Raw genomic sequence first — 13494 nt, forward strand, 5'->3', positions numbered from 1 at the left:
TAAGATAGTCAAAAATGGTGCCAATACAATAAATGTTGAAGAATGATAGGAACAGTATATAAATCGACCGGAAGTTGGTATTGGGTAAAATCCGATGCCGGAAACCTACACAAATGCAGAATTAAAGGGAAGTTCCGTATCAAAGGAATCAAGAGTACAAACCCTATTGCTGTAGGTGATGAAGTAGATTTTGAATTAGAAACCATTGGAGACGAAGAAGTGGGAGTAATTAGTGATATTCACGAACGTAGAAACTATATCGTTCGTAAATCTGTAAACCTTTCTAAACAAACACACGTAATTGCTTCTAACATAGATCAGGTGTTTTTGTTAGTTACAATCAACAATCCGCCTACCTTAACTACGTTTATCGATCGTTTTTTGATCACGGCAGAAGCCTATTCTATCAAAGCAGTTTTGATCTTTAATAAGATCGATACCTATGAGATAGAAGAACGTGCAGAGATCTTGTATCTAAAAGATATCTATGAAGCTATCGGATATCAATGCATAGAAGTTTCAGCAACAGAAAACACCAATGTAGAGCTTGTTAAAGAGCTGATGAAAGGCAAAGTAAGTATGTTCTCAGGACATTCTGGAGTAGGGAAGACAACCTTGGTAAATGCTATAGAGCCCGGATTAGATCTTAAAACCAAAGAAATTTCAGAGCAGCACAAACAGGGGCAACATACTACAACTTTTGCAGAAATGTTTGACCTGAGCTTTGGCGCTAAAATAATCGATACACCCGGAATCAAAGGATTTGGTGTGGTAGACATGAGTAAAGAAGAATTAGGAGATTATTTCCCGGAATTCTTTGCTCTAAAAGAACATTGCAAGTTTAACAACTGTATTCATGTAAAAGAACCACAATGTGCAGTAAAAGCAGCTTTAGAAGAAGAAGTAATCTCTTGGTCTAGATACAAAAGCTACCTACAGATCTTAGAAGGAGAAGAAGAACATTACAGAACAGATATTTGGGAAAACGAATAACATGAAGGCAGTAATTCAGCGAGTTTCTAAAGCAAGCGTTACGATTGAAGGAGAAAAAGTGGCAAACATTCAACAAGGATTATTGATCCTTTTAGGAATTGAAAATGCCGATACACAAGAAGATATAGCATGGCTCTCCAAAAAAATTGCAAACCTCAGAATATTTAATGATGAAGAAGGTGTGATGAATACCTCTTTATTGGATGTAAATGGAGAAGCCATTGTGGTGAGTCAGTTTACACTGCATGCATCCACCAAAAAAGGAAACAGACCCAGTTATATCAAAGCAGCAAAACCCGATGTAGCCATTCCACTATACGAAGCATTTGTAAAACAACTGGAAACAGAGATAGACAAAAAAGTACAAACAGGAGAATTTGGAGCCGATATGAAAGTTGAACTGTTAAATGACGGACCGGTAACAATCCTTATTGATACAAAAGATAAAAAATAACCGAATTAGTTTCCATGGAAACTAATTTATTGTATATTTGCCATGGAAAATAATTTTAAACACGTATTATAATTTAACTCAAATGAAAAAAGTAATTATTGCAATTGTTGCGGTTTCTGCAATTTTAGTTTCTTGTAAAGGAGAAAAGAAAGAGAAGGTAGAGGCAAAAGAAGAAGTAAAAGTTGAAAAAGTAGCTGTTGTAAACAATGTAGATCTTAGTGCTTCTATTCTTAACTGGAAAGGAACAAAGCCAGGAGGAGCTCATAATGGTACAGTAGCTTTAAAAGAAAGCTCACTAGTAGTTGAAAATGGAAAGATCACCGGAGGAGAGTTTATCGTTGATATGGCTACAATCAAGAACTTAGACATTAAAAACCCTGAATACGGAGCTAAATTAGTTGGACACCTAAGCAACGGAGATTTCTTTGATGTTGAGAAATTCCCAACTTCTAAGTTTGTAATCACTTCTGTTGAAGAGAAAGATGGGAAATTAGCAGTTACAGGAAACTTAACGATCAAAGACGTTACAAAGAGTATTACAATTCCGGCTTCTTTAACACAAGAGAACGGAGTAAATGTGTTCAAGAGTGATAACTTTAATATTGATAGAGCTGATTTTAATGTAAAATATGGTTCTAAGAAATGGTATGATAACTTGAAAGATAAATTTATTGATGATCTAGTAGAGATGTCTTTTGAAGTAAGAACAAAGGCATAAGTCTGAAAGATTTACCTTAAGATTCATAACCCAAGGATTTTTTATCCTTGGGTTATTTTTTTATCTTGCAGTCAATTAACAAGCCAGACACATGAAGAAAAAATTGCTATTCTCATCTCTAGTCTTTTTGTTAGCAGCATTTCAGCTATTTAGCCAGTCTGAAGCAAGCCTTAAAGTATCAACAATTCCTATTGAATTGCTTGAAGACTCTAATGTTGTAATCAGACAAAATGATATGCTAGTTAATGTAAAGGGCATTGACCAAATGGAGATCAAACAAAGAACTGTCATTACCGTTTTAAACAAAATGGGAGACAACTTTTTAAATGCTTTTGCAACCGCTCATTACGATAACAATTCAAAAATTGCAAAACTAGAAGCCAGAATCTATAATGCGCAAGGAAAAGAGATCAAAAAGTTTTCAAAGAAAAAATTTATAGACGTTAGTGCAGTCGATGGAGGTACTTTGTACTCAGATTCCAGAGTTATGTATATGGATTATACACCTATTTCCTATCCTTATACCATGGTGTTTGAATCTGAATACAAAAGCTCATCAACAGCATTTATTCCTAGTTGGAGACCCATTTCTTCCTACTACATAACTGTAGAGAGCAGTTCATTTAAAGTGAATTATCCGGTGTCTATGGGAATTACAACGAAAGAACGAAATTTTGAAGGCTTCGACATTCAAAACAACTCAGCAGAAGGACAATTACACTATACTATTGGCAAAACCAAGTCTATTAAGTCTGAGTCTATGGCACCTTCTTTTGATAACCTACGCCCCAAATTATTGGTAAGCCTAAATACATTTAGTACAGAAGGAGTTAAAGGAAGTTATACCAATTGGAAAGAGTTTGGTAATTGGATGAAAGATAAGATTCTTATAGGAAAAGATCATGTAGACGAAGCTACCCAAAAGAAGATTCTAGCCTTAACTTCTGAAGCCGAAACTGATATTGAAAAAGCAAAGATTGTATATCAATTTGTTCAAGATAAAACACGTTACATTAGCGTACAAGTTGGAATTGGAGGAATACAACCCATTGCAGCCAATCAGGTAGATAAAGTAGGATACGGAGATTGTAAAGGATTGACCAATTATACCAAAGCATTATTGGATGTTGTTGGAGTAGAATCCTACTATGTGCATGTAGAAGCCAATGAAGGAGATCAAGTATCTTTTGAAAAAGACTTTGCCTCCTTGATACAAGGAAATCATGTAATTCTAAATATTCCAAACAATGGAAATGATGTGTGGTTAGAATGTACCAATCAATCAATTCCTTTTGGCTTTTTAGGAGACTTTACAGACAATAGAGATGTGTTGGTAGTTACTTCAGAAGGAGGAGTGATTAAAAGAACTCCGGCCTATCTGAATGAAGACAATCTAAAAGATACCAAAGCAACGGTTGCTTTTGACCCTCAAGGGAATTTTACAGCTACCTTAGAAAGAAAGTCTACCGGAATACGATACAACAACACTTACTTTTTAGAAGATCGATCTCAAAAAGATCAAATAGAATACTACAAAAGTGGTGTTTGGAAGTACAACAACAATTTAGAAGTTGAATCTATAGAATTAGAGAATGATAAAGATGCTATAGAGTTTCAAGAAAAGCTAAAACTAAGCGCAGAAGGATTTGCCTCTTTGAGTCAAGATGAGTTTATTTTTAGAATCAATGTTTTCAACAGAAATAGTTTTGTGCCTAAGCGATACCGAAACAGAAAATTTCCATTGAAAGTAAACAGAGGTTATAAAGATGTAGATGAATATACAATTAAACTTCCCGAAGGATATTCGATCATTACATTACCTGAAAAAGTGAATCTTACCTCAAAGTTTGGAAGCTATGAAATGTCAATTGAAAAAGTAGATGATTCAACACTACTATACAAAAAGAAGTTGCTGATAAAACATGGCCTGTACCCAAAAGAAGATTACGATGTGTACAGAAAGTTTAGGAGAAGAATAGCGAGATATGACAATATGAAGATCGCTCTGAAAAAAAAGTAAATAATGAAGAAAATTTTATTGCTGTTTTTTATAGTTGCATACAGTGGACATGCACAAAAAAATGACACATTCAAGCTAGGGCAAACAACAGAAGAAGAACTAAAAATGACTTCTTATACAAATGACCCGGAAGCTAGTGCTGTGGTTTTGTTAGATAAAGGAAATACCTACCACGATGAAAGTGGGAGAAACCTAAATCTGATTAGCGATTACTATGAGCGAATCAAGATATTTAAGAAAGAAGCTTTTAACAAAGCAACAGTAAAAATTAGAATTTACGGAGAAGAAAAGATCAAAGACATTAGAGCTGTAACCTACAACCTAGCATCAGATGGAGCTATTAAAACTGATGAATTTCAAAGCAAAGATGTCTTTACTAAAGATTTGGGAAATAAATGGACAGAGGTAAGTTTTACTTTACCTAATGTGAAAGAAGGCTCTGTAATCGAGTATCGTTATTCGTTACATTCACCCTATAAACAAAATTTAAATGATTGGGTATTTCAATCAGATATTCCTAAAATACAAAGTAGGTATACTGCTGCGATCTTAGCAAATTGGAAATACAATGTTCGTATCAAAGGGTTCTTAACGTTGGATGAAGACAAGCCAAGTATCGTAAATCAATGTGTGAGTATTCCTGGGCTGGGCGGAGGAAACTGCGTGAAGTTTTCCTATGCGATGTATAATATTCCTGCTTTTCAAAAGGAAGAATACATGACATCGGAACGAAACTTTATTTCTCGATTGATCTTCGATCTAATTTCATTTACGAGTCAAGAATACAAAGAAAACGCCAACAGTTATAGTCAATCTACAACTCGTACAAAGGTGAAGAAATATACTTCTACTTGGAAAGACGCAGACAAAGAATTAAAAGATCGTTTTTTAAACAATCAAACGTCTAAAAAAGGCTTTTTCAAAAGACAATTACCAGCAGAGATTTTGAATGAGGCTGATCCAATGAAAAAAGCCAAAAAAGCCTATAAGTACACTCAACAACATTTTAACTGGGATGGAAGCTATTTCTCAGGACAAGAGATGAATGTAAAAAAGGGCTTTGAAGAAAAGACAGGAGGAGTAGATGTTATCAATATGTCACTTTACAACACATTACAAGCATTAAACATAGAAAGCTATCCGGTTGTATTGGCAACTCGACAAAAAGGAATTCCTACAGATCTTTTTCCTGTGATCAACGATTTTAATTATATCATTGTCAAAGCAGTGATCAATGGGAAAAATTACTTCTTAGATGCTACAGATAAATTTTTAGCATTTGGGCAGGTACACTTTCGTTGTTTAAACGGAAAAGTACGTGTGTTAGACTTTAAGAAAGGAAGTTATTGGGAAGGAATTCGTATGAACCAAGCCAGCTCCGTTGGAACCAAGCTGAACCTGAAGCTCAATGAAGAAAATGCTTTTGAAGGAAAGATGATTGTAACTCAAAGAGGTTATAAAGCTTCCGATAAAAGAGAGGAATTAACAACCATGAGCAAAGAGCAATATTTGGAAAAAGTAGAATCTCAAAATCCATATTTAGAAATTAAAGACCATAAAGTTCTGAACAAAGGCCAACTGGATAAAGAACTTGTTGAGGAATTTGATGTAGAGTTCTTTGATGATTCAGAAACCTATCAAAATATCAGAATCAATCCATTTTTTGACGAGCGAATTACGCAAAATCCATTAAAACTAAAAGAAAGAAAATATCCTGTAGATTTTGGGATTCCTTCACGATATACCTATAATTTAAGTCTGGAAATCCCGGAGAAATATACAGTAAAAAAGATTCCGGAAGACATTCGATTTGTATTGCCAAATCAAGGTGGGGTCTTTATGATGAAGGCGCAGCAGAAAGAAAATAAGGTGAACATCTTTATGAGATATATGTTCAACAAAAGAGTGTATTCAAGCGAAGAATACCAGAGTTTAAAAGAATTCTTTAACAAACTAATCCAAGCACAAAATTCCTATATAGAAATAACAACCAAATCATAAAAAAAAGCTAACAAAAATCAACAACCATGAAAAGAATGATAATGAGCTTACTGCTCGTAGCTTCTGCTACAGTGGTATTTTCTCAAGACTATAAGTTTGGGAAAGTATCAAAAGAAGAATTGCTAGAGAAATCCTATGAAAAAGATTCTACAGCTGCCGCTGCTTACTTGTACAAGTATAGAAGAACCTATTATACCTATTCTTCACATGATGGGTATATTTTAATGACGGAATACCATACAAGACTTAAAATATATGATAAAGAAGGATTTGATAAAGCAACTAAAGAAATCTCTTACTACAGGCCGGAAAGCGGAAATGTAGAAAAAGTTACCGGAATTAAGGCCTATACCTACAATCTGGAAGATGGAAAGATTGTGAAGACAAAACTGAACAGTAAGGATGTCTTTCAAACAAAAGCCAGCAAATACATAAGCAAGAAAAAAATTACAATGCCCAATGTAAAAGAAGGTTCTGTTGTAGAATGGAAATACAAAATTACATCACCTTATCCTACCAGTATTGATGATCTAGAATTTCAGTTTGATATTCCCGTTCGAAAATTATACTATTCTATTTCGATTCTAGAATCATTAAAATTCAACACTCTATCTAAAGGATTTTATACAATCGCACCTGAAATCAAGAGAACGTCTGGTAATGTGATTTCTAAATACAATGGGGAGAATATTCCGGCATTGAATGATGATGAGCCTTTTGTAGACAATATCAAAAACTATAGAGGAGGATTAAAATATGAACTAACATCTATACAACCTCCTAACTCAATACCAAAGTTTTTTTCTACCTCTTGGGATAAAGTAACAAAGCAAATCTATTCGGCTAAATCTTTTGGAGGAGAACTTAATAAATCCGGATATTACAAAGATGACCTTGCCTCATTGATAGCAGGAAAAAGTAATAGCCTTGAGAAAATAGCTTTGATCTATCAATTTGTAAAGGGAAAAGTAAAATGGAATGGATACTACGGAAAAACCTCAGATGCTGGAGTAAGAAAAGCGTACAAAACAGGTGTAGGTAATGTTGCAGATATCAACTTGATGTTAACCTCTATGTTGCGTAGCGCTGGATTGAATGCAAATCCGGTATTGGTAAGTACCAGAAATAATGGGGTGCCTTTATTCCCAACGATTGACGGTTTTAACTATGTGATTACTATGGTAAATGTAGGGGAAGGATATGTTTTACTGGATGCTACAGAAAAATATGGATTGCCTAATATTTTACCGGTTAGAGCCTTGAACTGGAACGGAAGAGTTGTGAAAAAGAACGGAAGTTCTTCATGGGTTTCATTAAAAGCTTCAAGTCCGGCAACAGAAGAACATTTTGTAAATGTAAAGATGGATTTTGATGAAGCAGTAACAGAAGGAATGATACGATCTAAATATTCAAATCTGAGTGCTTTGAACTTTAGAAATCGTTACAATAGCATTAAAGAAGAGGAAATATTAACTCAAATGCAGGATAAATATGATATAGATGTAGAGAACTTTAAAGTTTCCAATAAGCTAGATCTTGGAAAGCCAATTACCCGAATGGTAAAATTCTCATCAGAAGATTTAATTGAAGAGATCAATGGAAAGATCTATATCAGTCCGATGTTGTTCTTTACTCAAAAGGTGAATCCTTTTAAGGCAAAAGAGAGAAAATTTCCTGTTGATTTTGCTTCTCCTTGGAAAGATAAGTTTAACATTACTATAGTTATCCCGGAAGGATATACTGTAGAGTCTTTACCGGAGCAAATGGCTGTTGGAATGAGAGACAATATCGGAGTATTCAAATATCAAGTAAAGCATAGTGGTAATAAGATCAGTGTTGTTTGTATGACGGAGTTTAACGAAGGAAAGATATCGCCGGTTTATTATCAAGAACTAAAAGAGTTCTATAAGAAATTGGTTGAGAAACAATTGGAAAAGATCATTTTAGTTAAATCATAACAATAAAAAAGCCTCAAGAAACTTGAGGCTTTTTTTTAGTGGTCATTCAAACGATCCTGAGCTTCTTTTAAAGCTTTTTGGGCTCTTTTAAGCTCCCTTTCTGCTCTTTCCAATTCACGTTTGTTTTCTTCAACAGCATTCCTCCCTGAGATTAGATACCTCAACTCTTTTCCCATAGCAATGATCTCTTTTTGAAATGAACCTGAAAAAGATTCTTTATCCATATAGATCTTCAAAGAGTTCTTAGCCAGTTTACAATAAAATACAGACTCATCATTCTTTTCAATTTTCCAATGCGATGAAGTTCCAACCTTGTAGTAATTCTTATTGGTTAGTTTCTTCATTAAGAACGTTCTGATTTTTGATGTCAGCTTTTTGTTGTAACGAGCTCTTAATTTATAAGTATCGTTGTCATTGCTAATAGAGATCGAATGAGAAGACTTGCTTCCTGTAGAACGATAGCTGTAAGACGAGTTAGAATTTGTTTCTGGAGGAGTTGGTGGTGTTGGAGTGGTTTGCCCAAATGTTGATAGATGTATACAAAGAGCCAACACAAATAAGGTTACGATTTTTATAGATTTCATAGTATGTTAATTTTAATAATTAGACAATAGTACAACTGTTCAAGAATTGTAAATCCTTGATTTTCAAAATACTTTTAAATGTTTTTTGTTATTCTTTAATTTTAAATTCCAGACCTACACCTCGAATACTTTCTATACGAATAGAAGGATCTTCAGAAAGATATTTTCTGAGCCTGCTGATGAATACATCCATACTTCGACCTGAGAAAAAATCGTTTTGCTCCCACACAGCATTCAAGATTTGGTCTCGCTTTACCAACTGATTTTTGTTTTGATATAAGAACTGAAGCAGTAAAGCTTCTTTTTCGGTAATTCTTTGAGTCTTATTGCTGTGCACTAACAATAAGTTGTCAGAATTAAACGTGTATGATCCAATGGTTATCTCCTGAGATAAAATAGCAGCTGTTGTCTTTTTACTTCTCTTAATGATATTCTGAATTCTTAAAATAAGCTCATCAGCTTCAAAAGGTTTAACAATATAATCATCTGCACCTAATTTCAAACCTTTGATCTTATCTTCCTTTTGTCCTCTTGCCGTTAAGAACAAAAAAGGAGTTTCCGGTTCCAAAGCAACAATCTTTTCGGCCAATGTAAACCCATCAATCTTCGGCATCATTACATCGAGGATGCAAATAGACACTTCGTTCTTTTGAAAAACCTCAAAAGCTTCTGTACCGTCTTTTGCCCACAATACTTTAAAGTCATGTAACTCTAAATACTGCTTTAAAATGCTGCCAAAATCAAAATCGTCTTCTGCTAATAAGATCTGTTTCATGCTTTTTTAATAGGGATATTGATAAGAACCTGAGTTCCGTGTTTTAATTTACTTTCCAATACAATACTTCCTTCATGAGCTTTTACAATTTGATGTACATAGTACAAGCCCAATCCTAAACCTTTGATGTTATGTATATCTTGATTTTCAGCTCTGTAAAACTTCTCAAAAACTCTTTTTAACTGCTCTTTAGAAATTCCAATACCATTGTCTTGTATAGAGACCTGAAGCTGATTATTCATAGTTTTTGAAGTAATTAAGATCTCTGTTCCGCCATACTTTACAGCATTGTCTAAAATGTTCAATAATGCTGTGGTCATATGAAACTGATCAACCTCAACCAAAGAATTACTCTCTTCTAACTGACTCTCAATAGTGATGTCATTTTTGCTCAATCTATAATCATTGATCAGCGTTTGCAAAAAGTTAGTACTTACAACAGAAGTTTTTTCTAGTTGAATGTCTTCAATACCCAAAGAATTGTTCCACACCTGATTGATCAAGTTCTGTAAGCGATTTCGCTGCCTATCAATTGTACTGATCGTATTTTTTAGCAAAGTTTCGTCTTCTTGTACCTTTTTTTGATGCAAAGACTTTGTTGCAATACTCAATGTTGCGAGTGGAGTATTTAGCTCATGTGTAATATTGTTGATGAAATCTGTTTTAATGTCAGAGATCTTCTTTTGTTTGATAATAGAACGCAAAGCATAAATGAAAAGGAAGATCACAACCAAAATAGAAACTACCGATAAAGAAAGTAGCCCGATCATTTGCTGTAAGACTACACTTCTCCATTCAGGAATGTCAATAAAACTTTCAGAACGTACTTCAAAGTGTAATGTTCTGTTGGGAGTAATATCGTTTTCATCATCAGAATAAACATTACTGCTCCACTTATTCGTGTTAAAACCTATCCTTGTTTTGGGGTTTAGCTCAGTTCCAAACAACAATACACTTTCACTATTAGGTGAAAGAATAGTATCATTTGCTGGCTCTCGAAAAAGGATGACACTATTCAATTGCTCTTGGTAATTTACCTCATACTTAAAGTTAAGTTCTTCCATACTTTTTTCATAAAAAGCAATGAACTTTGTATTTAAGCTGTCAATAAATTTTGAAGCATCTCCTAAAAACTTTTCCTTAGGTAACAATCCGTTCTGATACTGATCCAACAAACCACTTAAAGCATCGTTATAAGCTTCATCCCAAGATTCCACTCGCTCATTTACATCTATAAATTTCATTTGACTTTTTACCTTATTAATAAAGGCATCTTTCTTTAACTGAAAGGTGTTGGTAATCAAATAGTATTGTACAGATGACAAAGCAATAACAGCAGCCAATGACGCAATAATTAATATGTTGATCTTTCTTTTCATCAATCCAAAAGTACATCAAAAATCAAAGGATTGCCCCGTTTTTACATACGTTAACCGATCATTAACCTTGTTTTTTGTGAAAGCCCTTTAAAACAAAGGGGTTTGAAAAACCTGTTAACAATTTGGTATAGAAAGCAGATGGACGTTAACCTCCCATTAACTCACGGTTAACCATTATTCTTACTGGGTTTGTAGAGATTTGCTCTATCAAAAAACATAGCCATGAGAACTATAACTTCTATTTTATTTTTACTGATAATGTCTACAGGTTTTGCCCAAATAAACTTGAAAGGAAAAGTAGTAGACCAAGATCAAGAACCCTTTTCATTTGCCAGTGTGGTCTTAGTGCAGGCAAAAAACCAATCTATATACAAAGGAGAGATCACAGACGAAGAAGGCCTATTTGTATTTAAGAACATTACAGCCGGAGATTATGTTCTTAAAGTAACATTCTTAGGGTACAAAGATCACACACGTTCGTTATCTCTTAAAGCTTCAAAAGACTTAGGAAAGATTGTATTGACAGAAGATTCAGAAACATTGGACGAAATTAAGATCACAGCAAAGAAACCTACGGTAAAAAGAAAGATAGACCGATTGGTGTTTAATGTAGAAAACACCACACTATCTATTGGGAATGCCTGGGATGTTTTACGAAAGACACCGGGTGTACTAATGAATAACGATCAATTAACCATTAGAAACTCTGCCAATATTTTGATCTTGATCAATGACAAAAGAGTATACCTCTCAGGAGAAGAACTGAAAAACTTATTAGAAGGAACCTCAGCACAAGAAATCACTTCTGTAGAAGTAATTACCAATCCACCGGCAAAATATGAAGCAGAAGGAAATGCTGTATTAAATATCAAAATGAAAAAGAACCTGGTAACCGGGTATAAGGGAACTGTAGGAGGGAGCTTTACACAAGCTAGATTTGCGAAGCAATCACTATTTACCTCTCATTACTTTAAGAATAAGAAAGTGAATTTTTACGGAAGCTATTCGCATTCGAGAGGTCAAAGCAATCGACTAGAAGATGAGGTAATTGACTTTGGTGGGAATTCTAAATTCCGATCTTTCTTAGATAGAAACTCCTGGTCTGGCAATCACAATTTTCGTTTGAATTCTGAATTCAATATCTCGCCAAAAAGTAGTTTGACTTTAGGAACGCAATTTTATTGGAGGCCAAATTGGAGAGCAAGAAATACAACAGACTCTGAAGTGCTAAATGCAAATGATGTCTTAGAATCTACATTTGTAACCAACAGCTCAGCAGATGATTTTATCAGTGATTTGGGAATCGACCTGGATTACGAAGTGAAGTTCAATAACCAAGAAAAACTCTTGGTTAGCGGACACTATACAACCTACGACGGTAACGGAGGACAACAAGTAACTACCCGTTATTTTGATTTACAGAATATAAACATTGGAAATAATCTATTCTCTACAAAGACCGAGCAAGAGACCACTATTTACAGTAGTCAAGTAGATTACGAGAACGCTCTAGATGAAGATACAAAATTTGAGTCTGGATTTAAATTTGCTAACATAGAATCTTTGAGTGATCTAAAGCATTACAATGAGATCAATGGTCAAAATGTATTAGACCCAACAAGAACCAATGCTTTTTCATACAAAGAGAAAAATGTAGCCGGATACCTAAGCTATCAAACTTCTTTAGAGAAATGGAATTTTAAAGCCGGATTGAGGGGGGAATACACTTCTTTAACAGGAGAATCCATTACCATCAACCAAACAAATAAAAACAACTATTTTAAATTGTTTCCAACTTTGTATGTGCAGTATGCATCCAATGAAGATCATCAAATAGGAGTAACGTATGGAAAAAGAATCAGCAGGCCGAATTATTCATCGTTAAACCCTTTTAAGTTTTATTTCAGCGACTATTCATTTTTTGAAGGAAATCCCATGCTAAGACCTGCGATTTCTCACAATTTCGAACTGCAATACACACTGTTTAAGTCTTATAATTTTGAAGTGTACTACAATCATCAAGTAGATTACATGACAGAGGTAAACTATCAAAACAATACAGACAATTCTCTGCGATTTTCAACAATAAATGCTCCAACAAAGAAAGGATATGGAATCAACTTTAGCACAAATCTCACATTGAGTGATCGATGGACATTCTATACAGAACAGAGTGTGTTTAATGACGAGAATATTATTGTAGCTCAAGAAAATAATGGTCAATTGATAAATAGCAATATATGGGGGTATTACGGATACTATTCCACCAGCTATCAATTTTTAAAAGACAAAAGCCTTTCAGCAGAATTGAGTTTCTATATGGTTACTGATGGTATTCAAGGATCTTTGCAAGTAGAGGGTAGTGAAGATCTATCGTTAGGAATTACCAAAAAACTATTTGACAACAAAGCAAGTTTGTCGCTTCGATTTTCAGACATCTTAAGAAGTCAGATCATCAAGATCTCAACAGCGTATCTTGATCAGAACAACTATTTCATAGACAACAGAGAAACACAATATGTTCGTGTTGGGTTTAGATACAATTTCGGAAACCAGTCTCTAAAGAAGAAGCGACAAAAAGATCGTATTTCAGAAAAAGATCGTTTGTAGTC

Annotated in this window: 10 protein-coding genes; 7 read left to right on the forward strand and 3 right to left on the reverse strand. The window is 34.3% G+C overall.

Translation table 11 applies throughout. From position 1 onward, the window contains the following. Positions 1-42 precede the first annotated feature (42 nt). From rsgA to ACFSRZ_RS15115, 6 genes are all read left to right on the forward strand, one after another. On the forward strand, positions 43-993 hold the full coding sequence (gene rsgA, locus ACFSRZ_RS15090) for a ribosome small subunit-dependent GTPase A (protein WP_379667405.1): 951 nt from the start codon (positions 43-45) through the stop codon (positions 991-993). Between the two features lies 1 nt (position 994). Next, the gene (gene dtd / locus ACFSRZ_RS15095) at positions 995-1447 is read left to right on the forward strand and encodes a D-aminoacyl-tRNA deacylase (protein ID WP_379667406.1); all 453 of its coding nucleotides are present in this window, start codon (positions 995-997) and stop codon (positions 1445-1447) included. An 82-nt stretch (positions 1448-1529) separates the two neighbouring features. Continuing rightward, on the forward strand, positions 1530-2165 hold the full coding sequence (locus ACFSRZ_RS15100) for a YceI family protein (RefSeq protein ID WP_379667407.1): 636 nt from the start codon (positions 1530-1532) through the stop codon (positions 2163-2165). A gap of 91 nt (positions 2166-2256) precedes the next feature. Then, positions 2257-4185 (forward strand): DUF3857 domain-containing protein, encoded by a 1929-nt coding sequence (locus ACFSRZ_RS15105; RefSeq protein ID WP_379667408.1) that lies wholly within the window; start codon positions 2257-2259, stop codon positions 4183-4185. A 3-nt stretch (positions 4186-4188) separates the two neighbouring features. Then, complete coding sequence (locus tag ACFSRZ_RS15110) at positions 4189-6186, forward strand: hypothetical protein (RefSeq protein WP_379667409.1); 1998 nt, start codon at positions 4189-4191, stop codon at positions 6184-6186. Between the two features lie 26 nt (positions 6187-6212). After that, entirely contained in the window at positions 6213-8144 is a 1932-nt protein-coding gene (locus ACFSRZ_RS15115) for a DUF3857 domain-containing protein (RefSeq protein WP_379667410.1), read from the forward strand. Positions 8145-8179: 35 nt separating this feature from the next. Here ACFSRZ_RS15115 and ACFSRZ_RS15120 read toward each other — a convergent pair whose 3' ends face one another. The 3 genes from ACFSRZ_RS15120 to ACFSRZ_RS15130 form a co-directional block, all read right to left on the reverse strand. Next, positions 8180-8728, reverse strand: a complete 549-nt coding sequence (locus tag ACFSRZ_RS15120; protein WP_379667411.1) for a hypothetical protein — start codon at positions 8726-8728, stop codon at positions 8180-8182. 88 nt (positions 8729-8816) lie between these two features. Beyond that, on the reverse strand, positions 8817-9503 hold the full coding sequence (locus ACFSRZ_RS15125) for a response regulator transcription factor (RefSeq protein WP_379667412.1): 687 nt from the start codon (positions 9501-9503) through the stop codon (positions 8817-8819). Further along, positions 9500-10882, reverse strand: coding sequence for a sensor histidine kinase (locus ACFSRZ_RS15130; RefSeq protein WP_379667413.1), 1383 nt, complete (start codon positions 10880-10882; stop codon positions 9500-9502). Before ACFSRZ_RS15130 ends, ACFSRZ_RS15125 begins: the two co-directional genes overlap by 4 nt. A gap of 222 nt (positions 10883-11104) precedes the next feature. Between ACFSRZ_RS15130 and ACFSRZ_RS15135 the strand changes: the two genes are divergently transcribed. Next, complete coding sequence (locus tag ACFSRZ_RS15135; RefSeq protein ID WP_379667414.1) at positions 11105-13492, forward strand: TonB-dependent receptor domain-containing protein; 2388 nt, start codon at positions 11105-11107, stop codon at positions 13490-13492. The last annotated feature ends 2 nt before the right edge of the window (positions 13493-13494 follow it).

Origin of the sequence: Pseudotenacibaculum haliotis (assembly GCF_042684245.1) — a bacterium.
Taxonomy (GTDB): domain Bacteria; phylum Bacteroidota; class Bacteroidia; order Flavobacteriales; family Flavobacteriaceae; genus Polaribacter; species Polaribacter haliotis_A.

Excerpts from the sequence above, each read along its gene's own strand:
- rsgA (WP_379667405.1), top strand. The coding sequence starts at position 43 with ATGATAGGAACAGTATATAAATCGACCGGAAGTTGGTATTGGGTAAAA.
- dtd (WP_379667406.1), top strand. The coding sequence starts at position 995 with ATGAAGGCAGTAATTCAGCGAGTTTCTAAAGCAAGCGTTACGATTGAA.
- ACFSRZ_RS15100 (WP_379667407.1), top strand. The coding sequence starts at position 1,530 with ATGAAAAAAGTAATTATTGCAATTGTTGCGGTTTCTGCAATTTTAGTT.
- ACFSRZ_RS15105 (WP_379667408.1), top strand. The coding sequence starts at position 2,257 with ATGAAGAAAAAATTGCTATTCTCATCTCTAGTCTTTTTGTTAGCAGCA.
- ACFSRZ_RS15110 (WP_379667409.1), top strand. The coding sequence starts at position 4,189 with ATGAAGAAAATTTTATTGCTGTTTTTTATAGTTGCATACAGTGGACAT.
- ACFSRZ_RS15115 (WP_379667410.1), top strand. The coding sequence starts at position 6,213 with ATGAAAAGAATGATAATGAGCTTACTGCTCGTAGCTTCTGCTACAGTG.
- ACFSRZ_RS15120 (WP_379667411.1), bottom strand. The coding sequence starts at position 8,728 with ATGAAATCTATAAAAATCGTAACCTTATTTGTGTTGGCTCTTTGTATA.
- ACFSRZ_RS15125 (WP_379667412.1), bottom strand. The coding sequence starts at position 9,503 with ATGAAACAGATCTTATTAGCAGAAGACGATTTTGATTTTGGCAGCATT.
- ACFSRZ_RS15130 (WP_379667413.1), bottom strand. The coding sequence starts at position 10,882 with ATGAAAAGAAAGATCAACATATTAATTATTGCGTCATTGGCTGCTGTT.
- ACFSRZ_RS15135 (WP_379667414.1), top strand. The coding sequence starts at position 11,105 with ATGAGAACTATAACTTCTATTTTATTTTTACTGATAATGTCTACAGGT.